This is a genomic window from Blastococcus sp. SYSU D00813, assembly GCF_054050735.1.
Map to the genome: position 1 here is coordinate 123,506 of NZ_JBJGZX010000008.1, position 23,319 is coordinate 146,824.

Annotated in this window: 22 protein-coding genes; 13 read left to right on the top strand and 9 right to left on the bottom strand. The window is 77.4% G+C overall.

Translation table 11 applies throughout. The annotated features are described in order from the left end of the window. Positions 1–129 precede the first annotated feature (129 nt). Together ACI8AX_RS08095 and ACI8AX_RS08100 are read right to left on the bottom strand one after the other, a co-directional pair. A complete protein-coding gene (locus ACI8AX_RS08095; protein ID WP_456549282.1) occupies positions 130–1,347 on the bottom strand; it encodes a DUF222 domain-containing protein in 1,218 nt (405 codons plus the stop codon). 127 nt (positions 1,348–1,474) lie between these two features. Next, the gene (locus ACI8AX_RS08100; RefSeq protein WP_456549283.1) at positions 1,475–4,306 is read right to left on the bottom strand and encodes an ATP-binding protein; all 2,832 of its coding nucleotides are present in this window, start codon (positions 4,304–4,306) and stop codon (positions 1,475–1,477) included. 160 nt (positions 4,307–4,466) lie between these two features. Between ACI8AX_RS08100 and ACI8AX_RS08105 the strand changes: the two genes are divergently transcribed. The 5 genes from ACI8AX_RS08105 to hemQ all read left to right on the top strand — a co-directional run bounded on the left by ACI8AX_RS08105 (position 4,467) and on the right by hemQ (position 7,590). Next, complete coding sequence (locus ACI8AX_RS08105; RefSeq protein ID WP_456549284.1) at positions 4,467–4,976, top strand: hypothetical protein; 510 nt, start codon at positions 4,467–4,469, stop codon at positions 4,974–4,976. Continuing rightward, entirely contained in the window at positions 4,973–5,494 is a 522-nt protein-coding gene (locus ACI8AX_RS08110) for a YceI family protein (protein WP_456549285.1), read from the top strand. The genes ACI8AX_RS08105 and ACI8AX_RS08110 overlap by 4 nt, the downstream gene beginning before the upstream one ends. Before the next feature lie 46 nt (positions 5,495–5,540). Continuing rightward, on the top strand, positions 5,541–6,512 hold the full coding sequence (locus ACI8AX_RS08115; RefSeq protein WP_456549286.1) for a hypothetical protein: 972 nt from the start codon (positions 5,541–5,543) through the stop codon (positions 6,510–6,512). 82 nt (positions 6,513–6,594) lie between these two features. Continuing rightward, positions 6,595–6,765, top strand: coding sequence for a hypothetical protein (locus tag ACI8AX_RS08120; RefSeq protein WP_456549287.1), 171 nt, complete (start codon positions 6,595–6,597; stop codon positions 6,763–6,765). A gap of 108 nt (positions 6,766–6,873) precedes the next feature. After that, positions 6,874–7,590, top strand: a complete 717-nt coding sequence (gene hemQ / locus ACI8AX_RS08125; protein ID WP_456549288.1) for a hydrogen peroxide-dependent heme synthase — start codon at positions 6,874–6,876, stop codon at positions 7,588–7,590. 63 nt (positions 7,591–7,653) lie between these two features. Here hemQ and msrB read toward each other — a convergent pair whose 3' ends face one another. Genes msrB through ACI8AX_RS08140 form a run of 3 tightly spaced genes read right to left on the bottom strand, consistent with a single transcriptional unit; the run spans position 7,654 to position 10,927 of the window. After that, positions 7,654–8,076 (bottom strand): peptide-methionine (R)-S-oxide reductase MsrB, encoded by a 423-nt coding sequence (msrB, locus tag ACI8AX_RS08130; RefSeq protein WP_456549289.1) that lies wholly within the window; start codon positions 8,074–8,076, stop codon positions 7,654–7,656. Positions 8,077–8,120: 44 nt separating this feature from the next. After that, entirely contained in the window at positions 8,121–8,777 is a 657-nt protein-coding gene (locus tag ACI8AX_RS08135) for a response regulator (RefSeq protein WP_456549290.1), read from the bottom strand. Beyond that, entirely contained in the window at positions 8,774–10,927 is a 2,154-nt protein-coding gene (locus ACI8AX_RS08140) for a histidine kinase (protein ID WP_456549291.1), read from the bottom strand. Before ACI8AX_RS08140 ends, ACI8AX_RS08135 begins: the two co-directional genes overlap by 4 nt. A 175-nt stretch (positions 10,928–11,102) precedes the next feature. Here ACI8AX_RS08140 and ACI8AX_RS08145 point away from each other — a divergent pair, with 175 nt between their 5' ends. Further along, on the top strand, positions 11,103–11,744 hold the full coding sequence (locus ACI8AX_RS08145) for a hypothetical protein (protein WP_456549292.1): 642 nt from the start codon (positions 11,103–11,105) through the stop codon (positions 11,742–11,744). Positions 11,745–11,817: 73 nt separating this feature from the next. After that, the gene (locus ACI8AX_RS08150) at positions 11,818–12,282 is read left to right on the top strand and encodes a hypothetical protein (protein ID WP_456549293.1); all 465 of its coding nucleotides are present in this window, start codon (positions 11,818–11,820) and stop codon (positions 12,280–12,282) included. Between the two features lie 66 nt (positions 12,283–12,348). On the opposite strand, the gene ACI8AX_RS08155 is transcribed toward ACI8AX_RS08150, so the two are convergent. Continuing rightward, entirely contained in the window at positions 12,349–12,552 is a 204-nt protein-coding gene (locus ACI8AX_RS08155) for a cold-shock protein (RefSeq protein ID WP_091216949.1), read from the bottom strand. 230 nt (positions 12,553–12,782) lie between these two features. Between ACI8AX_RS08155 and ACI8AX_RS08160 the strand changes: the two genes are divergently transcribed. From ACI8AX_RS08160 to ACI8AX_RS08180, 5 genes are all read left to right on the top strand, one after another. Then, positions 12,783–13,025 carry a hypothetical protein gene (locus ACI8AX_RS08160; RefSeq protein WP_456549294.1) on the top strand — a complete coding sequence of 81 codons (243 nt, stop codon included), beginning with the start codon at positions 12,783–12,785 and terminating at the stop codon, positions 13,023–13,025. Positions 13,026–13,123: 98 nt separating this feature from the next. Further along, entirely contained in the window at positions 13,124–14,752 is a 1,629-nt protein-coding gene (locus ACI8AX_RS08165; protein WP_456549295.1) for a PP2C family protein-serine/threonine phosphatase, read from the top strand. Positions 14,753–14,761: 9 nt separating this feature from the next. After that, complete coding sequence (locus tag ACI8AX_RS08170; protein WP_456549296.1) at positions 14,762–15,829, top strand: oxidoreductase; 1,068 nt, start codon at positions 14,762–14,764, stop codon at positions 15,827–15,829. A gap of 40 nt (positions 15,830–15,869) precedes the next feature. Then, positions 15,870–17,336, top strand: coding sequence for an NADP-dependent phosphogluconate dehydrogenase (gndA, locus tag ACI8AX_RS08175; RefSeq protein ID WP_456549297.1), 1,467 nt, complete (start codon positions 15,870–15,872; stop codon positions 17,334–17,336). A 122-nt stretch (positions 17,337–17,458) separates the two neighbouring features. Continuing rightward, complete coding sequence (locus tag ACI8AX_RS08180) at positions 17,459–18,184, top strand: YcnI family copper-binding membrane protein (RefSeq protein WP_456549298.1); 726 nt, start codon at positions 17,459–17,461, stop codon at positions 18,182–18,184. Positions 18,185–18,217: 33 nt separating this feature from the next. Here the strand turns inward: ACI8AX_RS08180 and sigJ are convergent, their stop codons facing one another. Further along, positions 18,218–19,105, bottom strand: a complete 888-nt coding sequence (sigJ, locus tag ACI8AX_RS08185) for an RNA polymerase sigma factor SigJ (RefSeq protein ID WP_456549299.1) — start codon at positions 19,103–19,105, stop codon at positions 18,218–18,220. A 141-nt stretch (positions 19,106–19,246) separates the two neighbouring features. On the opposite strand from sigJ, the gene ACI8AX_RS08190 reads away from it, so the two are divergent. Continuing rightward, positions 19,247–19,999 carry an SDR family oxidoreductase gene (locus tag ACI8AX_RS08190; RefSeq protein ID WP_456549300.1) on the top strand — a complete coding sequence of 251 codons (753 nt, stop codon included), beginning with the start codon at positions 19,247–19,249 and terminating at the stop codon, positions 19,997–19,999. A 12-nt stretch (positions 20,000–20,011) separates the two neighbouring features. Here the strand turns inward: ACI8AX_RS08190 and ACI8AX_RS08195 are convergent, their stop codons facing one another. Then, positions 20,012–22,108 carry a SpoIIE family protein phosphatase gene (locus ACI8AX_RS08195; protein ID WP_456549301.1) on the bottom strand — a complete coding sequence of 699 codons (2,097 nt, stop codon included), beginning with the start codon at positions 22,106–22,108 and terminating at the stop codon, positions 20,012–20,014. A 120-nt stretch (positions 22,109–22,228) separates the two neighbouring features. Next, positions 22,229–23,197, bottom strand: a complete 969-nt coding sequence (locus ACI8AX_RS08200; RefSeq protein ID WP_456549302.1) for an anti-sigma factor RsbA family regulatory protein — start codon at positions 23,195–23,197, stop codon at positions 22,229–22,231. Positions 23,198–23,319 lie beyond the last annotated feature (122 nt).

Genomic DNA, 23,319 nt, shown 5'->3' on the forward strand with positions numbered 1-23,319 from the left:
GCCGGAGACACTGATGGTCCCCGAGGCCGCCTTCAGGGCGCCCGGATGAGGGCTGTGCCGGACCGGGCGCGCGCCTGTGCCCCGCGACCAGGGCGGTCGCGGGTCGTTCAGGTGATTCGGCGCGGGGCGTCAGGTCCGCAGGGGTGGGTGGATGAGGATCTGGGTGCCGTCGGGGCGGTAGGTGCGCCAGCGGTGTCCGGGTGGTGCGGTGTCGTCGTGTTCGACGCGGAAGCCGTGGTGGACCTTGGTGTGGTGGCGTTCGCACAGCAGGGCGGAGTTGTCCAGGGAGGTCTGCCCACCCAGGGCCCAGTGCAGCCGGTGGTGGACGTCGCAGTACCAGGCCGGTGCTTCGCAGCCGGCGAACACGCAGTGCCGGTCACGCAGTTCCACGGCTCTGCGGATGTGGGCGGGGACGGTGCGTTGGGTGCGGCCCACATCAAGGGGGAGGCCGTCGGGGTCGAGCACGATGCGGGTGACGGCGGCGTCGCAGGCAGCCCAGCGGGCGGCGGCGGCGGAGATCGTGGCGCCCAGGCCGGTGCCGGCGGCGGCCGGTCCGGTGCCGGGGTCGAGCAGGTCGCTCAGCGGCAGGGTGACGATGACGTGGGGCTTGACGGTGCGCAGCACCGGCAGCTCGCCGGAGGCCAGCGCGTTGTCGGCGAGCTGGACGAGGGCGTCGCCGGTGCGCTGGGCGCGGGTGCGGGTGTCACCGGCGCAGCGGGACGCGGCCTGGACTGCTTCCAGGGCGGTGGCGACCTTCTGCCCGCCGACCGGGTCGAGGGTGGCGCGCAGGGTCCAGGTGCCGTCGGGATGCTGGACCGTGGTGCACTCGCGCTGCTCGGTGGGATCCGGTTCCGGGCCGTCGGGATCGAGCTTGGCCAGGTAGTCGGCGACCGCCAGCCGTAGGTCGCGGTGGGTGCCGTGGATCGCGAGGGTGACCAGCGCGGCCTCGACCTCGGCCAGGTCGATGCCCTGGGCCGTGGCCCGGGCCAGGTTGGCCGGTTCGGCGATCTTCGCGATCACCTCGACCTGGTCGGACCCGAGCTCTCCGTCGGCGAAGGCCCCTTCGAGCAAGGGGAGGTGCTCGAGCACCCGCCCCTGGCCGACCACGCGCCCGGCGAAGGCACCGGACACCCCCAGGTGCCCGCGCAGCCACGCCTGGGCGGTGCGGATGCCGTCGTGCTCGCTGGCTCCCCGGGCGTCGACCCGGCGGGCGACCCGAGTGACGTGCGCGCTGATGCGGTGGGCGGCGGTGACCGCCGCGCGGAGGCGGTCGAGCAGCTCGCCGTCGGACAGGTCGTCCAGGTCGAGGATGGCCAGGGCGTCCAGCGCCGACTGCAGCTCGCCCACGAACCCTCCTGGCCGTTCGAATCTGTGTTCGATTCTGGCGGTCAGCCTGCCACTCGGCAGCATGAACCTGCAGCTCAGGGCGCTGTCCACAGGATTCGGCGGGACCTTGCACCAGCCGCCGGACGAGCTAGGAGCGGCCGATCAGCGTGGCCAGCTCGGTGCGGTTGGCTGCGCCCAGCTTGGCCAGGACGTTGCGGACGTGGCTCTCCACCGTGCGCTCGGAGAGCACCAGCTCCTCGGCGATCCGGCGGTTGGTCCAGGCCCGCGCCACGAGGACGGCGATCTCGCGCTCGCGGGCGGTCAGCGGGTCGGCCCGCCGGACGGCGCGGTCCGCGCGGTCGGCCAGGGCAGCGGCCCGCCGCTCCGGCCCGGGCATGCCCAGCCGCCGTGCCTCCCCGGCGGCAGACCGGGCCAGCGTGCCCGCGCGGGGGAGGTCGGCCGGCTGCCCGCGGTCGAGCAGCGCCCCGGCCAGCCCGATCCGGTCGTGCACGGTCGCCGGCCGGGCACCGGTCCCGGTGTCGACGGCCAGGGCCTCCTCGAACCAGCGCACCGCCTCCTCGAGCCGGCCGCGCACCACCGCGAGCCGGGCCACCAGCGAGGCGTACGAGCCCTGGCAGTAGACGCCGGCCCCGCCCGCGGCGTACGGCTCGCGGGCCATCTGCCCGTGCAGCACCTCCGCGGCGGCGACGTCCCCGAACTCCTCCACCAGCGGCACCAGGTTCAGCGGCACCCCGCCGGAGGCGACGAAGTCCGGGTCGGCGAGCCTGTCCCGCAGCTGCTGGTACCGGGCCGCCGCCTCCTCCCGCCGGCCGCGCATGAGGTCCACCAGCGCGCGGCTGACCAGGACCACCGGTACGTCGCCGGCGCGGTCGAGGGTCGCGAGCACCTCGTCGTCCCAGGCCGGGCCCTGGCCGGTGACGAGCGCGTGCTGCAACACGAAGGCGTCGGACAACCCGACCGCGGACAGGTCGCCGGCCAGTTCGGTGGCGCCGATGACGCGGGCCTCCTCGTTGAGCGCCACCGCCTCGTCGAACCGGCCGAGCAGCGCCGCCAGGGAGGCCCGCAGCCGGCGGTCGTGCCAGCGGACCAGCGGCAGCCGGGTGCTCGCGGCCAGCGCGGAGACCCGGTCGACCTCGTCGCGGACGACGTCCATGTCGCCGGTCTCCAGGCCGGCGTCGATCCGCCACTTCGCGCCCCACAGCTCGACCAGCGGCTGCCCGGTGCCGGCCGCGTGCTCGATCGCCAGCCGGCCCAGGTCCAGCCGCTCGGCCACGCCGAGGGCGGTGGGGCTGGCCTTCATGCGGGCGCGGACCGCGTCGAGGACCGCCTCGGAGTCCCCGCAGCCCCGCGCGAGGTCGAGCGCCTCGGCGGCGTTGCGGGCCGCCGCCCCCATCCGGCCCGCGTCGGCCTGCACCGACGCCAGCTGGGACAGCAGCCGGGAGCGCAGGGCGGGGGAGCGGTCGCCGTCGACGGCGGCCAGCGCGCGCTCGCACATGCGCACCAGCGCCGGCGGGAACTCCGGGGCACCCACGTCGTGCACGGTGAGCGCGGCGGCGGCCAGCAGGTCCGGGTCCCCGGCCGCGACGTCGGAGGCGGCGAGGGCACGCTCGAGCGCGGCGTCGAAGCGCCCGGCGCGGAACTCCGCCGTCGCCAGCTCGACGAGCAGCGCGGCCCGCTCGGCCCTGTCGGCGCCCGCACGCTGCCCGGCGTCCAGCGCCGTGGCGAGGTAGCGGGCGGCCTCGTCGAAGGCCAGCAGCCGGGTGGCGGTCGCGGCGGCCCGCCGCGCCCAGCCGGCCGCCCGGCGCAGCGTCGCCGGGCCGGCGGCGGTCCGCAGCCAGTGGCCGACGACGAGCCCGGCGAGCGTGTCGTCCGCGGCGCCGTCCCCGGCCAGCCGCTCCAGCGCCTCGGCGGCGCGCCGGTGCAGCTCCTCCCGGACGCTCGGCGCCAGGTCGGCGTACACGGCGTCGCGGACGGCGGCGTGGGCGAACCGCCGGCGGCCCGGGGCGTCGGGGACCGCCGTGAGCACCCCGCCGCGGACGGCGGCGTCCAGGGCGGCAACGACCTCGCCGGCCGGGCGGCCGGTGACCGCGGCCAGCCGCGCGGCGTCGAGCTCCTCGCCGAGCACGGCCGCGGCGTCGAGCAGGTCCAGGGCGGCCGGCGGCAGCGCGCTCAGGGTCGTGCGGACGAGTGCCCGCAGCTCCGCCTGCCCGTCCGCGCCCGCGCCGGGGTCGGGGGACCGGGCGACGGCGCGCAGGTAGAGCGGGACGCCGCCGCTGCGCCGGTGCACCGCCCGCACCACCTCCGGCCCGTCGGCACCGGCGGGGAGGTAGGCGCGGACGTCGGCCTCGCTGAGCGGTGGCAGCCGCAGCGCGCGGACGCCGGGCTCGCGCAGCAGGCCGGGCAGGGCGGCGTCGAGCGGGCGGCCGGTCCGGGCGCCGTCGGGGTCGCGGACCGTGCCCACGACCAGCAGCCGGGAGCGGGGCAGCTCGCCGGCCAGGTGCCTCAGCAGCCGCAGCGAGCTCTCGTCGGCCCAGTGCAGGTCCTCCAGGACGACGACCAGCCCGCCGCCGGAGGCGCAGTCGAGCAGGGCGTCGGTCGCGGTGGTCGCCAGCCGGAAGCGGGCGGCGTCCGGGTCGGCACCCCCGCCGGCCCGGTCCACCTCCGCCAGCGCGCCGGCCACCGCCGCCGCGACCGCGGGCAACGCCCGGACGACCCGCCGCCACGGCCACAGCGGCGGCGCGCCGGGGTCGTCGACGCAGCGGCCCCACGCGACCGGCACCGCTGCCCGGGCGAGCACCTCCTCGACCGTGCGGGTCTTGCCGATCCCGGCCGGCCCGGACAGCAGGACGAGGCCGCCGCTGCCCGCGGCGGCCGCCGAGACCCGTGCCGTCAGCTCGGCGAGCTCGGCGTCCCGGCCCACGAAGCGGCCGTCGTCCGGGGCCGCCGTCCCGGTGCCCACGGCGCGCAGTATCCGCGCGCACCGGGCGGCTGGGTACCGGTCCCGCCGGGATCTCCGTACCCGGGCTCCGTGCTCCCACGGATGTGCCGGCCCCGCCGGCGCCGGATCGTGCTCCGCGACGGGACCGGGAGGGCCGGTCCCGCGGACGGGAGGAACCGCCGTGTACGCCACCATCCACACCAGCAGCGCACCGTCGGGAGCCGCCGGGACGGTCGTCCTCGCCGCCGCCGACGGCGCGGGGACGACGACGTTCGCCCTCTGGCCGGACGCCTCCTCGGCCGCGGCCGCCGGGGGCCGGGTCTACCGCGTGACCGACTCCTTCCGGGGCCGCTCGGCCGGCCGCCGGCCGCTGTTCGCCCAGGTGGTCCGCGTCAACGGCGAGGGCGACCGCGCCCGAGCCGACGCCGCCGAGAGCGACGGGCGCGAGCGCATCTGGCCGGCCGTGCAGGGCATCGAGGGCATCGTCGAGGTGCTGGCCCTGCGCAGCGCCGACGACCGGATCGTGGTCGCCGCGATGGCGGTCGACCGGGAGACCCACGAGGAGGTGGGGCGCACCATCCTCACCACGCCGCTGCTGCCTCACGAGGACCCGGCGCTGCTCACCGGCCCCGACGCCGTGGACGTCGTCCGCGTGCTCTCGGCCGACCTGCCCGCGGCGGTCGCGCCGTGACCGCCGGCCTGCGCGCCCCGGTCGCCGCGGGCACCTGGGTGGCCTCCGACTGCCGCACCCGCGCCGCCTTCACCGTCCGCGGCCTCACCGGGCCGGTCACCGGCACCGTGGCCCTGACCTGTGGCGAGATCGAGGTCGACGCCACCGGCGCCCCGCGGCACGCCCGCGCCGAGTTGGACCTGCGCACCGTGGACACCGGCATCGCCCGGCGCGACGCCGACCTGCGCAAGCCGCACCTGCTCGACGCCGACGGCTGCCCGGTGATGACGTGGTCGGCCGACCGCTTCACCCGCGACGAGGACGGCGCCTGGACCGCCGACGGCGTCCTCGCCCTGCGCGGCACCTCGACGCCGCTGGCCGTGCGGGCGGTCCCCGGGCTGCGTGGCGGCCGGCTGCTGCTGCGCGCCACCGCCACGATGGACCGCCGGTCGGTGGGCATCCGCGCCCCGCGCCCGGTCATCGGCCGGCAGGTCCGCATCGAGGTCGAGGCCGAGCTGGCCCCCGCCCGTCCCGCCTGACCGGGCCGGGTTGCCGCAGGTCGGTCCGCCGGAGAGGGTCGGTCGCATGACCGGGACCCTCCTGCGCGGACTGGCCGCCGGCGCCGTCGGCACGACCGCTCTCAACGCCGTCTCGTACCTCGACATGGCGCTGCGCGGCCGGCCGGCGAGCTCCGACCCCGAGCGGCTGGTCGACGCCGCGGCGGACCGGGCGGGCGTCGAGGTGCCCGGACGCGGTGCGCAGCGCGACAGCCGGCGCACCGCCCTGGCTCAGCTCGCCGGCATCGGCAACGGCCTGGGCGTCGGCGTGCTCGCCAGCGTCGCCCGGTCGGCGGGCCTGCGCTTCTCGGCGGGGGCCGGCGCGGTGCTGGCCGGGGCCGCGTCGATGGCGGCCACCGACGTCCCGCTGGCGGCGCTCGGGGTCAGCGACCCGCGCCGCTGGGGCGCCTCCGGCTGGGGCACCGACGTCGCCTCCCACCTCGCCTACGGCGCGGGCGTGCAGGCGGTGCTCGAGGCGGTGCCGACCCGGCGGGAGACCGGCGACCCGCGCGGCGTGGCGGGCGCCGGGCTCACCGCCCGGTCGGTGCTGCTCGGCGTGGCCACCGGCAGCCGCAGCTCGCTGGGGTTCGCCGGACCGGCGCTGACGGCCCCGACCGCGCCCGGACGGCGGGGGAGGAGCTCCCCCGGGGGCCGCCTGCTGGCCGCGGCCGGGCTGGCCGGCGAGCTCGTCGCCGACAAGCACCCGGACACCCCCGACCGCACCTCGGCGCAGGGCCTGGCGCCCCGCCTCGCCGGCGCGGTGGCCGGCGCGGGCCGGCTCGCCGCACGCGAGCGGGCCAACGCGGCGCTGCCCGCCGTGGGCGCGGTCGCCGGGGCCGTGGCCGGCGCGTACGGCGGCCTGGCCTGGCGGCGCTGGGCCGTCGGCCGGCTGCCCGGCTGGCAGGCGGCGCTGCTGGAGGACGCGGCGGCGCTGGCCCTCGCGGCGGCCGCGTGCCTGCCCGGCCGCAGCCGGCGGGCGCTGGCCGTCGTCCCCGGCTGACGGGACCCGGCCGGGAGCCGGACGTGGCCGCCGCCACGGCCGGTCCCGGGCATCACCGCGGGGCCGCCGCTGTTGAGCAGGTGTGAGCACCCAGCACGACCAGCACGCCCCCGTCCGCACCGCCGTCTCCGCCGCGGCCCGGCCGCTCCGGTGCCTCCGGCACCGGGTCTGGATGGCCGCCTGCGACGACTGCCGCGACGCGCACCGCGACCGCTCGACCGCAGCGCCGCGGCCGTCCGCCACGGTCGCCTGACCCGCGGCCCGACGGCCCGTCCGGACGTCCCCCCGCACACGCGTGCGGGGGGACGTCCCGTCTCCGGGCCCCCGCCCGCCGCCCGGTGGCGCGCGGGACAATGGCGGCATGAGCGAGCAGACCGAGCAGAAGAGCATCGGCAAGCGGGCCAACGAGCTCAACGCCCAGATCCGCTACACGATGTGGTCGGTGTTCCGGCTGACCCGTCCGCTCGCCGACGAGCAGCGGGCCGCGCTGGCCGACGAGGTGCAGCAGCTGTTCGACGAGCTCGCCGGCAAGGACGTCGTCGTCCGCGGCACCTACGACGTGGCCGGCTTCCGGGCCGACGCCGACCTCATGGTCTGGTGGCACGCGCCGTCGGCCGAGGCGCTGCAGGAGGCCTACACCCGGCTGCGGCGCACCGCGCTGGGCCGGCAGCTGGAGCCGGTCTGGTCGCAGTTCGCGCTGCACCGGCCGGCGGAGTTCAACCGCTCCCACATCCCGGCGTTCCTCGCCGACGAGGAGCCGCGGAGGTTCGTCTGCGTGTACCCGTTCGTGCGCTCTTACGAGTGGTACCTGCTGCCCGACGAGGAGCGGCGGGACATGCTCAAGGAGCACGGCATGCAGGCCCGCCCCTACCCGGACGTGCGGGCCAACACGGTCGCCTCGTTCGCGCTCGGCGACTACGAGTGGATGCTCGCCTTCGAGGCCGACGAGCTGCACCGGATCGTCGACCTGATGCGCGACCTGCGCGCCAGCCGGGCCCGGCGGCACGTGCGCGAGGAGGTGCCGTTCTACACCGGCGTCCGCAAGCCCGTCGCCGAGCTGGTGACCGACCTGGCGTAGGTGGAGTGGGGGGGGGGGGGGGGGGGGGGGGGGGCGCCGCCCCCCCCCCCCCCCCCACTCCGCTCAGCTCTCCGCGGGCTCCAGCCGGATGGAGACGCTGTTGATGCAGTAGCGGTCGCCGGTGGGGGTCTGCGGCGCGTCGTCGAAGACGTGCCCGAGGTGGCTGTGGCAGGTGCCGCAGAGGACCTCGGTGCGCAGCATCCCGTGGCTGCGGTCCTCCCGGAGGACGACGTTGTCGGCCGCGGACGGCTCGTAGAACGAGGGCCACCCGCAGTGGCTGTCGAACTTCGTCTCCGAGGTGAACAGGTCCGCGCCGCAGGCCCGGCAGGTGTAGACGCCGACGGTCTTGGTGTCGACGTACTCGCCGGTCCACGGCCGCTCGGTGCCGGCCTGGCGCAGCACCGCGTACTCCTCGGGGGAGAGCTGCGCGCGCCACTCGGCGTCGCTCCTGGTGACCTTCGGCTGCTGCCCGGCGGACGTCGTCATGACCCCACGGTACGGCGGCGGCGCCACTCGCAGGGGCGCTCCGGTCACCGCCCGAGCCCGGCCTCCCGCGCCCGCACGATGGCCTGCGCCCGGTCGGTGACCTGCAGCTTCGTGAGCACGTTGGACACGTTGTTGCGGACGGTCTTGGGCGACAGGTAGAGCGTCGCGGCGATCTGCGCGTTGGAGCGGCCGGCGGCCACCAGGTCGAGGACCTCGCGCTCGCGGGCGGTCAGCTGCGGGAAGGCGGTGTCGGGGCCGCTCGGGCGGGCGGAGAAGAACTCGGCGATCCGCCGGGCCAGCGCCGCGCCGAACACCGCGCCGCCGGCCGCGACGGTGGTGATCGCCCGCACGACCTCCTCCTGGTCGGCGCCCTTGAGCAGGTACCCGCGGGCCCCGGCGCGGACGGCGGCGAACACCGTGCCGTCGTCCTCGCTCATGGTCAGCACCACGACGCCGACCGAGGGGCTCTCGGCGGTGATCCGCCGGGTCGCCTCGATCCCGTCCAGCACCGGCATCTGCACGTCCATGACGACGACGTCGGGCTGCTCGTCGAGGGCCAGCTCGACCGCGCTCGCCCCGTCGGCGGCGGTGCCCACGACCGCGAGCCCGGGCACCGAGCCCAGCAGCATGGCCAGCCCGTCGCGGTAGACGGGGTGGTCGTCGACCACCATCACCCGCAGCGGCTCCTCCGGCTCGGTCACCCTCGTGCTCCTCCCTCGACGGGCAGCTCCGCCCGCACCACCGTGCCGCCCTCCGGCGGGCACGTCACCGAGCAGCGGCCGCCCAGCTCGGCGGCGCGCTCGCGCAGCGACACCAGCCCCACCCCGGCGGGGGCGTCCGGCGCGATGCCGATGCCGTCGTCGGCGACCGTCACCACCAGCCGGCCGGCCGCGTCGCGCTCCAGCGACACCCGCACCGCGGTGGCGCGGGCGTGCCGGGCGACGTTCGCCAGCGCCTCCGACGCGACCCGGTAGGCGGCCACCTCCACGGCGGCGGGCAGCCCGTCGGCGCCCGGCCCCTCGGTCACGGTGGTGGCGACGGCGGCGGGCAGCAGCCGCTCGGCCTGCTGGCGCACCGCCCCGGCCAGGCCGAGGTCGTCCAGGGCCGGCGGACGCAGGTCGTGCACCAGCCGGCGGACGTCGGCCAGCGCCCCGGCCACCTCGTCGCGGGCCTGCCGCAGCAGCGCGTCGGCGTCGTCGGGCCGGGTGCGGGCCAGGTTGCGGGCGGTGTCGATGCGCAGCACGACCGCGCCCAGCGCGGGGCCGAGCCCGTCGTGCAGGTCGCGGCGCAGCCGCCGCCGCTCCTCCTCCCGGGCGGAGACCAGCTGCTCGCGGCTGGCCTGCAGCTCCGCGGCGAGCGCGCTCCCGCGCGCCGCGGCGGCGGCCTGGCGGACGACGTCGGCGAGCAGCCGCTCGTCCCGCGCCACGAGCGAGGCCCGGACGCCGTCGCGGGGGAGCAGCAGCCGCCCGACCTCCTCGCCCCGGTACGCGATCGGCAGGGTCTGGACCGCCGACGGGCGGCGGCCGGACTCCGCGAGCAGCCGCCCGCCGGAGGCGGAGTCGACCTCGACCCCGACGTAGGGCGACCGGAAGGCCTCGGCGACGGCGGCGGTGACGGCCATCAGCTGCTCCTCGGCGCCGTCGGAGCGCTCGAGCCGTTCGGCCAGCCCGGACACCACGCGGTAGGGGTCCTCGCGCTCGCCGAGCACCCACCGGCGCACGATCCGCCAGGCCTGGTCGCGCAGCGGCACGTACAGCGCCGTGACCAGCAGCAGCGCCAGCAGGGTGGCGTCCCGGTCGCCGAGCCGGTCGCCGAGCAGGGCCCCGGCCGCGGCGATCACCCCGAGGTCGAGCAGGACGACGGCCACGGCCAGCCCGCCGTAGACCAGGGTGCCGCCGAGCAGCCGGTCGATGTCCACCAGCCGCGGCCGCAGCAGGCCGACCGCGACCGCCGCCCCGGTCAGTCCCACCGCGGCGCCCAGGGCCACGGAGGTGAGGTCGCCGGGCACGACGAGGGTGGCCAGCATGACCAGCCCGTCGACGACCCCGGCCCACATCAGCCAGCGGATCTGCCGCCGGCGCTCGCCGGAGGCGCGGCGGTAGCGGGCGACGACCACGGCCAGCGGGACGGCGATGCCGAGCACGGCCGCGGGGAACGCCACCGCCCGGACCGGGAGGACGAGCCCGGCCGGCAGCGGCAGGCTGGTGGGGTCGACGTCGATGCGGTCGTAGAAGGCCGGCGTCGTCGACCCGGCGCCGGCGTCGAGCAGGTCCGCGGGCGCGACCATGAGCAGCAGCGGCAGGACCGAGGAGGCGGCCAGGCTCAGGAGGGCGACCGGCCGCCACCGCCCGGCCGGCAGCCGCCCGTCGGGGTAGACGAACAGCAGCAGCGGCAGGCCGAGGAGCAGCCACGCGCCGAAGCGGGAGACGAACCAGAAGGCCGCGGTCGCGCCCGGCAGGACGTCGTCCCCGCGCAGCGCGAACACCAGCCACGACTGGGCCAGGCCGTCGACGCCCCAGACGACGGCGTTGCCCGCGAGCACCCAGGCGACCGGGTGGCGGGGCAGCCGGGCCAGGACCACCGCCGCGGGCACCGCCAGCAGCAGGCCCGGCAGCCCGATGAACCAGCCGGGCGTGGCCACGGCCTCGACGCGCACCGCGGCGGGCGTGAGCACGTCCAACACCGCGGCGCCGATCGTGGAGCCGGCGCTCACCAGCGCCACCGCCCACGCGGCGATCCGCGCCGCGCGGCCGGGCGCGGGGCGCCGCGGCGGGGCGCCGGACGGCGCGGGCCCGGCGGCGGCTCCGGGCGCTGTCACGACCGGGGGCGCGACGTCGGGGGCGGCGGTCACCGGGGGATCGTGCCCGACCGGCGTCCCGCCGCGAGAGAGGCAGCTGTCCCGAGTCGCCCGGGACGGTGAGGAGGACCGGATCGAGGGCGGCAGGCCCTGGGAGCCCGGGACGGCGCCCGCCGACCGTGGGGACAGGCCGGGGCACGAGGCGCCGGCACCCGATCCGGAGGACCCCATGACGCTCAGCACGACCCCCGTCCCCGCCCGCACCGACACCGGCCGGCCCGCCGGGGGACCGCCGCCGCGGGTCACCGCCCGCGGCGTCCGTGCCGCCGGGGTCGCCGTCGCCACCGGCTCCGCGGCCTGGGCAGGCTGCATCCTGGCCTTCGGGCTGGGGGACACCGAGGGCGCCGGCCTCGTGGTCTACGGCATCTCCGGGCTGCTGTTCCAGCTCGGCCTGGTCGCCCTGGTCGCGGTGCAGCTGCGGACCGGCGCGACCGGCACCGGCCGGCTGGCCCGGGGCTTCCTGCACGCCGAGCACGTCATGCTCGGGCTGGCCATCCTCTCGTCGCTGCAGACGATCGTGGTCCCGGCGTGGGACGACCACCCGGCGGCCATCGCCCTGGACGCGTTCTGGCCGCTGTCCATGCTCGGCATGTTCGCCATCGGCATCCGCATCGCGATCGCCGGCCGCTGGCGTGGCGCCGCGCGGTCCTGGCCGCTGGGCGCGGAGAGCTGGGCGCCGGTCTGCATCCCGGTCGCCGGCGCCCTGCCCGACGTCGCGCCCTACGTCGCCGCCGGCCACCTGCTCGCCGGCTACGCGATGCTCGGCGTCGTCCTGGCGCTGCGCCCGGAGCTCACCACCGCCCGCTCCTGACCTCCCGGCCCCGCCCGCGCCCCGCCCTCCCCGGAGGGCGGGGCGCCGCCGTGCGCGGGGGAGACTGGCGGTCATGACCGTCCCCGACCGCCCGTTGCCCGACGTCTGGTTCACCCGCGACCTGCCGGTGCTGCGGGCGATCGCCCGGCTGGTCGACGAGCCCAGGCACGGGGGCGCGCCGTACCTGCTGGGCTCGGTGGTGCCGGCCAGCGGCCTGCCCAAGGCGGAGGTCGTCGCGGCGGCCAGGGCGCTGGCGACCGCCGGCTACATCGAGCCGCTGACCAACCACGCCGGCGACATCGTGCGGATCACCGCCATCTCGGCGGAGGCGCGGCGGCTGGCCGGTCTGTGGCCGACGCCGCAGGGGGAGTGGGAGCGGCTGCTGGAGCAGCTGGCCGCCCGCGCCACGAACGCGCCGACCGAGGTCGAGCGGCAGCGCTGGCGGGCCCTCGCCGATGCGGCGGCCGCGGTGGGGGAGGACGCCGGCGCCCTGCTCATGCAGGCACTGATCGGCGGCTACGTCCCCCGCGCCCGCTGAGCCGCACGGCACAGCGCCCCCGCCCGGCGGTGCCGGACGGGGGCGCTGCGGACTGATCGGGGAGGATCAGAGCGGGTGGACGTTCGCCGCCTGCGGGCCCTTCTGGCCCTGCTCGATGTCGAACGAGATCCGCTGGCCCTCGTCGAGCGAGCGGTACCCGCTGGTCTGGATGGCCGAGTAGTGGACGAAGACGTCCGGTCCGCCACCGTCGGGGGTGGCGAAGCCGAACCCCTTCTCAGCGTTGAACCACTTCACTGTTCCTTCGGGCATTGCTCGCTCCTAGCTGCGGTGGTGCATCGGGGTCCTGCCATAGCGCAGGGCCTTCCCGACGACGCAGACCATAGCCGCTGATCGCGTCGCTGAGGAGCGGGGGAGCGCACGCCACGCGCGGTCCGCGGTCTTGCGCCGATCCTGCGGAATCCGGGCGGGTGCCGTGCGGCGGAGCCCGGAGTGTCGTCCGTGCCGGAGGAGCCGGCCACGGACACGCAGGGAGCCCCGTCATGAGCACCACCACCCCGTACCGCCTGGTCGACGTCGAGGACCTGGAGGACGGCGACCTCGCCGCCCGCATCGCCGAGATCGGCATGCCCCCGGTCCCGGCCGCGCGCCGCGTGCCCGCCTCGCCGGCGGCCCGCCAGGCCGAGGTCGACGCGGTCGTGCTCGCCTGGACCGTCGTGCGCGACCGGCGCAGCGCCGTCGGCGTGCACGGGCTGGGCGACTCCGCCGCCGCGCTGCTCGCCTGAACGGGCGTCCGCCCGGCGGACCGCTCGTCCCCGGGGGATCCTGCCGATACCGTCTCGCGACGGTGCTGCGGGGGGCCCGGAGAGCAGGAGGCGGACGCATGGCGGGAGGCGGCCGTCCCGGCACGTCCCCGCGCCGAGCCGGGCTCCTGGTCGCCGGCCTCGTCGCGGTGGTCGCCGCCGCGCTGGCGTGGCTGGCCGCCGAGGTCGACGACCGCGCCCACCGGGACCTGCTGCAGAAGCAGGTCGAGCAGGCCGGGGCCCTGCTGACGTCGCAGGTCACCGTCCTGGAGACCCAGATGGCCGACGCCGGCCAGGTCGCCGCCGCCACGGGAGGCCAGCCGGGCCCCTTCCAGCGCCTGACCGCCCGCGCCTCCGCCGGAGGCGACGGGCGCCCGGGCACCGGTGACGACCTGTCCCTGTCGCTGTGGCGGGTCGGTCCCGCCGGCGCCGAGCTCCTGGTGCAACAGGGCGGGGCGCCCGTGCTGTCCCGGCCGGACGCCGACGCGTCGTTCCTCGCTGGTGTGCCGGCCGACGGGCGGCTGACCGTCGCCGGTGTCGTGTCCGACGGTGAGCGGGAGGCGTTCGGCTACGGGCTGCGGCTCGCCGACGACGAGACCGGGCTGGTCGTCTACGCCGAGACGGGGATCGCCCCCGACCGGCGGCTGCCCGAGTCGGACGGCGGCCCCTTCAGCGGGCTGGACTTCGCGATCTACCTCGGGGGCGCGCCCGACGGCGAGCAGCTGATCGGCGCCACCGAACCCGTGCCCGCCGGTGACGGCACCGCGATGGTCACCGTGCCCTTCGGCGACGAGGCCCTGACCCTGGTCGGCGCCTCGCCCGAGCCGCTCACCGGGACGCTGTCGTCGGCGCTGGCCTGGATCGTGCTCGGCGTGGGTGCCGCGCTGGCCGCCGTCGGCGGGTGGGCGGTGGCCGCACTCGCCCGCCGCCGCACGGTCGCCGAGCAGCTGGCCACCGACAACCGGCGGCTGTACGAGGAGCAGCGCGGCATCGCCGGCACGCTGCAGCACGCGCTGCTGCCCGACGTCCCCCAGCTCGACGGGATCGAGGTGGCCGCCCGCTACGTCGCCGGCGCCGACGAGCTCGACGTGGGTGGGGACTGGTTCGACGTGGTCGGGCGCGGTCCCGGCTGCTGCGTGTTCGTCGTCGGCGACGTCACCGGGCACGGCCTGCCTGCGGCCACCACGATGGCCGAGCTGCGCTTCGCCCTCCGCGCCTACCTGGCCCAGGGCGACGACATCGGGGCGGTGGCCGCGAAGCTTCGCCGGCTGCTGGACGTGGGCACCGGGCACCGGTTCGCGACCGTGCTCCTCGGCGAGCTGGACACCGCCGCCGGGCGGGTGCGGCTGGTCCGCGCCGGCCACTTCCCGCCGCTGCTGGTCGCCGGCGGGCGAACCACCTCGCTGGAGGGTCCGGTCGACCCGCCGATCGGGGTCGACGTGGTGGAGCCGGCGGAGGTCCAGACCCTCCGCCTGCCGGAGCGGGGCACCCTGCTGGCGTACACCGACGGGCTGGTCGAGCGCCGCGGGGAGGACCTCGACGCGGGCCTGGCGCGGCTGCGCGCGGCGGCTCCTGCGGTCGAGGGGCGGCCGCTCGAGGCGGCCCTGGCCGAGCTCGTGGACGCCGTGGGCGCCGACCGCCTCCGGGACGACACCGTGCTGCTGGGCCTGCGCTGGAGCGCCGCCGGGCGGGCGACGCTGGCGGGCTAGGTTGCCGGGGTGCCCGACCTCTTCGCACCGCTGCCCCTGACCCACGGCCGGCCGATGCCCAACCGGCTGGCCCTCGCGCCGCTGACCAACCGGCAGAGCAACGACGACGGGAGCCTCTCGGAGGCCGAGCGCCGCTGGCTGGTGCGCCGCGCCCGGGGCGGCTTCGGCCTGACCATGACCTGCGCCTCGCACGTGCAGCCCAACGGCCAGGGGTGGGGCGGGCAGCTGGCGATCCACTCCGACGGCCTCCTCGACGGGCTCACCCGGCTGGCCGCCGACCTGCGCGCCACCGGCACGCTCGCCGTCGTCCAGCTGCACCACGCCGGTGCCCGGGCCGACCGCGAGTGGGTGGCCGACCCCGTCTCGGCCTCCGAGCTGGACGGCGCCCGCGCGCTGACCACCGGCGAGGTCGAGCAGTTGCGCGACGACTTCGTCGCCGCCGCCGTCCGTGCCGAGCGCGCCGGCTTCGACGGCGTGGAGGTCCACGGCGCGCACGGTTACGTGCTCACCCAGTTCCTGTCGGCGGAGACCAACCGGCGGACCGACGCCTACGGCGGCGCCCTGGAGAACCGGGCCCGCCTGCTGCTCGAGGTGCTCGACGGCGTCCGGGCCGCGTGCCGACCGGACTTCCAGCTGGGCGTGCGGCTGTCGGTCGAGCGGTTCGGACTGCGCACGCTGGAGGTCCGCGACCTGGTGACCGAGCTGTACCGGCGCGGCGGGCTGGACTACCTGGACCTGTCGCTGTGGGACGTCAGGAAGGACCCGGCCGACGCGGAGGCGCAGGGCCGGCCGCTGCTCGAGCTCTTCGCCGAGCTGCCGCGCGGGGAGGTGCGGCTCGGTGTCGCCGGCAAGGTCCGGACCCCGGCCGAGGCGGCCGACGTGCTCGAGCGCGGCGCCGACTTCGCCTTCGTCGGGCGCTCGGCGATCCTCAACGGCGACTGGGCGCAGCTGGCCCGGGACCCGGGGTGGGAGCCGGTGCGCGGCCCCGTCGACGCCGGGCACCTGGCCGCCCAGGACGTCTCGCCGGCGTTCGTCGACTACCTGCGGTCGGACTTCCGCGGGATCGTGCAGCCGTAGCGGTGGGACCGACCCCACGACGACCGAGGACAGGACGACGATGAGCGACGCAGCACAGCCCGGCACCGCGAAGGCGAACATCGGGGTGGTGGGCCTGGCGGTGATGGGCGCCAACCTGGCCCGGAACCTGGCCGGGCGGGAGGGCAACACGGTGGCGGTGTGGAACCGCTCGCCGGAGCGCACCAAGGCGCTGGTGGACCAGTTCCCGGAGACCGGCTTCGTGGCGGCCGACACCGTCGACGAGTTCGTGGCGTCGCTGGCCCGGCCCCGGACGGCGATCGTGATGGTGCAGGCCGGCCCGGGCACCGACGCGGTGATCGAGCAGCTGGCGGCGCGGTTCGAGCCCGGCGACATCATCGTCGACGGCGGCAACGCCGACTTCCACGACACCATCCGCCGGGAGAAGGCGCTGCGCGAGCGCGGGCTGGAGTTCGTGGGCGCGGGCATCTCCGGCGGGGAGGAGGGGGCCCTGCGCGGGCCGTCGATCATGCCGGGCGGGTCGGCGGAGGCCTACGCGACGCTGGGGCCGATCCTGGCCTCGATCGCGGCCGTGGCCGAGGGCCGGCCGTGCGTGACCCACGTGGGCACCGACGGCGCCGGGCACTTCGTGAAGATGGTGCACAACGGCATCGAGTACGCCGACATGCAGCTGATCGCCGAGTCCTACGACCTGCTGCGCCGCGTCGCCGGGCTGGACGTGGCGGCGATCGCCGAGGTGTTCGCCGAGTGGAACACCGGGGACCTGGAGTCCTACCTGATCGAGATCACCGCGCAGGTGCTGCGGCAGACCGACGCCCGCACCGGCGGCCCGCTGGTCGACGTGATCGTCGACGAGGCCGGCTCCAAGGGGACCGGGGTGTGGACGGTGCAGAACGCCGTCGGCCTGGGGGTGCCGGTGTCGGGCATCGGCGAGGCGGTGTTCGCCCGGGCGGTGTCGAGCAAGCCCGCCCAGCGCGCCGCGGTGCGGGCCACGGTCGGGCAGCGGCCGACGGTCACCGAGGTCGACGACCGGTTCGCCGACGACGTCCGCGCGGCGCTGTACTCCTCGAAGGTGGTGGCCTACGCGCAGGGCTTCGACCTGATCGTCGCCGGCGCCCGCCAGTACGGCTGGGACGTCGACCTGGGCGAGATCGCCTCGATCTGGCGCGGCGGGTGCATCATCCGCGCCCGCTTCCTGAACCGGATCGTGGAGGCCTACCGGCGCGACCCCGAACTGCCCACGCTGCTGGCCGACGACTACTTCGCCGACGCCGTCGCCGCCGGCGAGGCCGCCTGGCGGCGGATCGTGTCGACCGCCGCGCTGTCGGGCGTCCCGGCGCCCGGGTTCTCCTCGGCGCTGGCCTACCGCGACTCGCTGGCCGCCGAGCGCCTGCCCGCGGCTCTGATCCAGGCCCAGCGGGACTTCTTCGGCGCCCACACCTACCGGCGCACCGACACGGAAGGCGTCTTCCACACCCTCTGGTCCGGCGACCGCACCGAGATCGAGACCACCCCCTCCAGCCACTGACCGCGCGTCAGGAGGGGTGACGGCGGTCACCGCGGGAACCGGCGGGGCGGCGCGGACGACTACTGCACCAGCGCACGGGTCCGGCAGCGGGCCGCACCCGGCGGCCGACGAAGGAGCTGCCCGTGTCCGTCCGTCCCCTCCGTGTCCTGACCGCGGCCGCGGTCGCCACGGCCGCGCTGCTCACGACGGGCATCGGCACGGCGTCGGCGCACGTCCGGGTCTCCTCCGCCGACGCGGCGCCCGGCGGGTTCGGCGAGCTGACCTTCCGGGTGCCCAACGAGAGCGACACGGCGTCGACGGTCTCGCTGCGCGTGCAGGTCCCGGCCGAGACCCCGCTGGCGTCGGTGAGCGTCAAGCCGGTGCCCGGCTGGACGGCGACCACCACGACCGGGCCGATCGACCCGCCGGTCGACGTCCACGGCACGGAGGTGACCGAGGCGGTCACCGAGATCACCTGGACCGCGGACGCCGGTGGCGGCATCGCCCCGGGCGAGTACCAGACCTTCTCGATCAGCGCCGGCCCGATGCCGGAGGTCGACTCGATCACATTCCCGGCGATCCAGACCTACGACGACGGCACGGAGCAGGCCTGGATCGAGCCGACCGTCGAGGGCGAGGAGGAGCCGGAGAGCCCCGCGCCGGTGCTCACCCTGGCCGCCGGCGGTGACACCGCCGAGGACGCCGGCAGCCCGACGGTGTCGGAGGCCGCCTCCGGGACCGACACGGCCGCCGACGACGACTCCGACGGCAACGGGCTGGCCGTCACCGCGCTGGTCGCCGGGCTCGCCGGACTGGTCGCGGGCCTGGCCGGGCTGGGCCTCGGGCTGACCGCCCGCCGGCGCGGCTGAGCTCCCGGCTGCCGGGCCCGGCGCCGGCCGGCGTCAGGCCCAGCAGCCGAGCTTCCCGGGGTTCATGACGATCCAGACGTCGGTGGCCCGCTCGCCGTCGGTGCCGAGCGCGACCAGCGCCCGCGGCCGCTCGCCGCTGCGCACGAGGTAGGCGACGCCGTCCCCGGTGTGCACCTCCTCGACCCGGGCGTCGGGGTCCCTGCCGAGCGTGCCGAGCAGGTAGCGGGCCACGCGGTCGGCGCCGCGCACGGGGTTGCGCGCCGCGCTGACCACGCCGCCGCCGTCGGACCGGAGGGTGACGTCGGGGTCCAGCACCGCCACGAGCGCCGCCAGGTCACCCCCGGCACAGGCGGCGGCGAAGGCGCGGGTCACCGCGTCGTGCCGGCCGCGGCCGTCCGGCTGCGGGCGGGCGGTGGCGACCCGGCGGCGGGCCGCGGAGGCCAGCTGCCGGCACGCGGCGGGCGAGCGGCCGACCGCGGCGGCGACCTCGTCGAAGGGGACGGCGAAGACGTCGTGCAGCACGAAGGCCACCCGCTCCGCCGGGGTCAGGGAGTCCAGCACGACGAGCAGCGCCAGCCCGACCGACTCCGACAGGGCGGCCCGCTCGGTCGGGTCGGCGGCCGGGTCGCGGGGCGCGGCGAAGTCGGCCGGCACCGGCTCGGGCAGCCACTCGCCGACGTACCGCTCCCGGCGGGCGCGGGCGGAGCCGAGGACGTCGAGGCACACCCGGCCGACCACCCGGGTGAGCCAGGCCCGGGGGACGGCGACCTCCGCCCGCTCGGCGTCGGTCAGCCGGTACCAGCGGGCGAGCGCCTCCTGGACGGCGTCCTCGGCGTCGGCCACCGTGCCGAGCATCCGGTAGGCGACGCCGAGCAGGTGCCGGCGGTCCCCGGCGAGCTGGTCGGCGAGTGCCTCGGTCACCGGCGCAGCCTCGCAGACGGCGCCCCGGCGTGAGCTCGGTCACCGTGCCTCACACCGGCGTCCGCCGCGTCGTCAGGAGGGCATGACACTCCCCATCAGCACCACCCCGCCCCGGTCCTCCGTCCCCGTCGGAGGTGCCCGGTGAGGCTCGTCGTCGCCGGGGCCACCGGCGCGGTGGGGGCGCACCTCACCGAGCGCGCCCGGGCCGCCGGGCACGACGTCGTCCCCCTGTCCCGGTCCGGCGGGCAGGACGTGCTCACCGGCGCCGGGCTGCCGGAGGCGCTGCGCGGCGCCGACGCCGTCGTCGACGTGACCAGCGTGACGACGACGTCCACCCGCACGTCGGTCGGGTTCTTCACCCGCGCCACCGCGAACCTGCTGGCCGCCGAGGAGGCCGCCGGGGTCGGGCACCACGTGGCGCTGTCGATCGTCGGCATCGACGGCGAGACCAGCGGCTACTACGCCGGCAAGGTGGCCCAGGAGCGCCTGCTCGCGGCCGGTCCCGTGCCGTGGACGCTGCTGCGGGCCACCCAGTTCCACGAGTTCGCGGAGCAGATGGCGGCGCGCGCCTCCGTCGGGCCGGTCGTCGTCGTGCCGGCGATGCGCACGGCGACCGTGGCCGCCGACGAGGTGGCCGCCGCGCTGCTCGCGCTGGCCGAGGGGCCGCCGCGGGGCCGGGTCGCCGACCTGGGCGGCCCGGAGGAGGCCGACCTCGCCGATCTGGTCCGCCGCTGGCTGGCCGTCACCGGCCGGCGCGGCCGGGTGCTCCGGGTCCCGCTGCCCGGGCGGGCCGGACGGCGGGTGCGCGACGGCGGCCTGCTCCCCGGCCGGGGCGCCGACCGCGGGCGGGTGACCTTCGACGCCTGGCTGACGGGGGAGCGGCAGCTGCGCTGACCCGCAGCCGGGTCAGGCGTCCGGCGGGGGCTCCGCCGGGACCTCGTCCGGGACCGACCGGGGACCGGCCTCGACGGGACGGGGCCGGTCCTGGCGGTGCAGCCGGATGGCCACGAGCGCGACGTCGTCGTCCGGGCGGCCGTGCACGAGACGCTCGATCAGGGCGTCGCACAGCTGCTGCAGCGGCAGGCCGGCCAGGTCCACCAGCGCCTCGCGCAGCCGGTCCAGGCCGGTGTCCAGGTCGGCGTCGCGCCGCTCCACCAGCCCGTCGGTGTACAGCAGCACGGTCGCCCCGCGGTCGAGGGTGGTGACGCCCTCGGTGCGCGGGGCGTCCGGGTCGACGCCGAGCAGCAGCTCCGGCCGCGGACCGGCCACGGCGGTGACCTCGCCGTCGGCGGTGACGACGAAGGGCGGCAGGTGCCCGGCGTTGGCCCAGCGCATGCGGGTCACCCCGCGCAGCCGCTCCTCGGGGGTCTGCTCGACCCGGGCGAGCAGCGCGGTGGCGAGCGTGCCCACCCGGAGCAGGGACATCGAGCGGTCCAGGCGGGACAGCACCTGGGCCGGGCCGGCGTCGGCGCTGGTGGCGATGCCGCGCAGCAGGCTGCGCAGCTGGCCCATGGCCGCGGCCGCGGCCGTGTCGTGCCCGGCGACGTCGCCGATGACGAGCACCGTGGCGCCGTCCTCCTGGAGGAACGCGTCGTACCAGTCGCCGCCGACCGCGGCGGCCTCGGCCGCCGGCAGGTAGCGGACGACGATCTCGGCGTGGTCGGGCTCGGGGGGAGCGGTCAGCATGCTGTGCTGCAGCTGCTCGGCGAGCTGCCGCTGCTGCCCGTAGAGGCGGGCGTTGTCCAGGGCCAGGCCGGTGCGGTCGGCGAGGTCCTCGGCGGCGGAGAGGTCCTCCTCGGCCGGGACCCGGCCGTCGGAGTAGAGGAGCGTCATCAGCCCGAGCGTCCGGTCGCGCCCGCGCAGCGGGAGGGCGACCGCGGTCGTGGGGGCCAGCCGGCGCAGCAGTGCCCGCGGCTCCCCGGCCGGCGTGGCGGCCAGCGTCTCGGCCGCACCCAGCACCACCCGCTGGCCCGTGGCGATGACCCGGGCGGCCACCGGGAGGGTGGGCAGCACGGCCTGGCGGGCCTCGGCGTACTGCCGCAGCAGGGGCGCCCGGTCGGCGTCGGCGTGCCACGAGCCGACGCGGTGGGGGTGCCCGTGGGCGTCGAGGACGCTCACGATGCACGCGTCGGCGAGGACGGGGACGGCGAGCCGCGGCAGGCGCTCGGTCGCCGCCGCGCCGCTGAGCGACCCGGCCAGCTCCCGGCTGGCGCGGGCCAGCACGTCCATCCGCGCGGCCGCCCGCTGCGCCTGCTCCTGCGCGGAGCGGCGCTCGGTCACCTCGAGGAAGTACACCGACAGGCCCTCGGGGCTGGGCCACGCGCGGATCTCGTACCAGCCGTCGAGCGGGGCCGGGTAGTAGGCGTCGAACGAGACGGGCCGGTCGGTGTCGACGGCGCCGCGGTAGCTCTCCTCGAACACCGACCCGGTCGCCGCCGGGAAGGCCTCCCAGATGACCTGGCCGAGCAGTTCGTCGCGGGTGCGCTGGAGCAGCCGCTCGGCCTCGGTGTTGACGTAGCTGAACCGCCACTCGCGGTCCAGCGAGTAGAAGGCGGCGGGCATGGACTCCAGCACGCGGGCGACGCCGAGGTCGCCGCCGCGCTGGCCGGTGATGTCGTGCGCGGCGCCGAGCAGCCGGACGGGGGCGCCGTCGGGGTCGCAGAGGACCCGGCCTCGTGCCGACACCAGCCGCACGTCGCCGTCCGGCCGGCGCACGCGGTACAGCGAGGAGAAGTCGCCGCAGGTGTCGATCGAGGCCTTCAGCTCGGCGCCGACGCGCGCGAGGTCGTCCTCGTGCAGGCGGGCGTTGAAGGCCTCGATGCTGTGGTCGAAGCCGTCGGCGTCGTAACCGAACATCTGCACCAGCCGGTCGTCCCAGTCGAGCCGGCCGGTGACGAGGTCCCAGTCGAAGGTGCCGATGCCGGCCGCGTCGATGGCGAGCTCACCGCGGAGGAGCTCGGCCTCCCGCTCGTCGAGCGTCACCTGGTCCGCGGAGTCGTCCACGCGCGTCTCGTCCCCCACCTGAGTCCCGACGGATCGTCCCGCTGCCGGCTCCCGGTCGGCTCGGTGAGCGCGCTCAGTCTCCGCCAGCGGACCGGTGGGACACAACGGATCGGACGCAGATCACCGGAGGTGGGTGATCAGGCGCACGTCCGCGCCCGCGGCGGTGCGCGCGACGTCGACGTGGTCGCACAGCTGCCGCGCCAGCCACAGCCCCATGCCGCCGCGGGAGAGGTCCTCGCCGTGGGCGGGCCCGTAGCCGGCGAAGGGGTCGGTGACCCCCTCGCCGGAGTCGGTGATGCGGCAGACCAGCCGGTCGGCCGACGCCCACAGCCGCAGGTCGACCGGCGGGCGCCCGTGCCGGACGGCGTTGGAGGTCATCTCGTCGACGGCGAGCAGGAAGTCCTCCACGGCGTCCCGCGGGCCGGGGGTGTGCGCCAGCTCGGCGGCCACGGTGTGCCGGAGGCGGATGAAGTCGGTGACCGCCCGGGCGTCGAGGAGGGGCTCGGTCTGCTCCAGCGGCTCGCCGGCGGTGGGCAGCGCCCGGATGTACTCGGCCGGGTCCACGAAGTCGGGGTTGGGCTCCTGGCCGCCGGGGCCGGCGAGGCGCGGGTGGGTCCGGCGCGCGCACTCGAGCACCGGCTCGGGGAGCCGCTGGGTGTCGAAGACGCACAGGCCCCACAGCGGCCAGGCCGCGAGCGCGTGGTTGATGACGGCCTCGTAGCGCTGCCACTCGATGCGGTCCTGCTCGGTGCTGCCGAAGTCGACCTCGCCGATCACCCGGACCCGGGTGACGTCGCCGGTCGCGTGCCGGTCGGCCAGCTCGCGGAACGCGGTGATGGCAGCGGGGGTGCGGGCGCGGTAGACGTCCCGCCGGTCGACCAGGAGCAGCCGGTCGTCGGCGACGGCGTCCCCGATCACCCCGGCGGCCCAGGCCCCGGTGGCGACGACGACGGCGTCGCCCGCGGCGAGCCCGTCGGCCGCGAACCCGCCCGCGACCTCGGCGAGCCGGCCGGGGTCGCCGAACAGCAGCGCGTCGTGGTGGTAGGCATCGGCCGCGGGGTCCGGCGCCGAGCCGTCCGCCAGCGACACCCCGACCCCCCGCTCTCCGTACCGGTGCGGCCCGTCCGGGACAGGGCGCGACCGACCGGGACGCGCGGGGGAGGGCCGAGGCGAACGGTACCCGTCCGCGCGCCGACGCGCCGGGGGTGGCC

Coding starts and splice junctions, on each gene's coding strand:
- ACI8AX_RS08115 (WP_456549286.1), top strand. CDS start 5,541: ATGACCGGGACCCTCCTGCGCGGACTGGCCGCCGGCGCCGTCGGCACG.
- hemQ (WP_456549288.1), top strand. CDS start 6,874: ATGAGCGAGCAGACCGAGCAGAAGAGCATCGGCAAGCGGGCCAACGAG.
- msrB (WP_456549289.1), bottom strand. CDS start 8,076: ATGACGACGTCCGCCGGGCAGCAGCCGAAGGTCACCAGGAGCGACGCC.
- ACI8AX_RS08145 (WP_456549292.1), top strand. CDS start 11,103: ATGACGCTCAGCACGACCCCCGTCCCCGCCCGCACCGACACCGGCCGG.
- ACI8AX_RS08150 (WP_456549293.1), top strand. CDS start 11,818: ATGACCGTCCCCGACCGCCCGTTGCCCGACGTCTGGTTCACCCGCGAC.
- ACI8AX_RS08155 (WP_091216949.1), bottom strand. CDS start 12,552: ATGCCCGAAGGAACAGTGAAGTGGTTCAACGCTGAGAAGGGGTTCGGC.
- ACI8AX_RS08160 (WP_456549294.1), top strand. CDS start 12,783: ATGAGCACCACCACCCCGTACCGCCTGGTCGACGTCGAGGACCTGGAG.
- ACI8AX_RS08165 (WP_456549295.1), top strand. CDS start 13,124: ATGGCGGGAGGCGGCCGTCCCGGCACGTCCCCGCGCCGAGCCGGGCTC.
- gndA (WP_456549297.1), top strand. CDS start 15,870: ATGAGCGACGCAGCACAGCCCGGCACCGCGAAGGCGAACATCGGGGTG.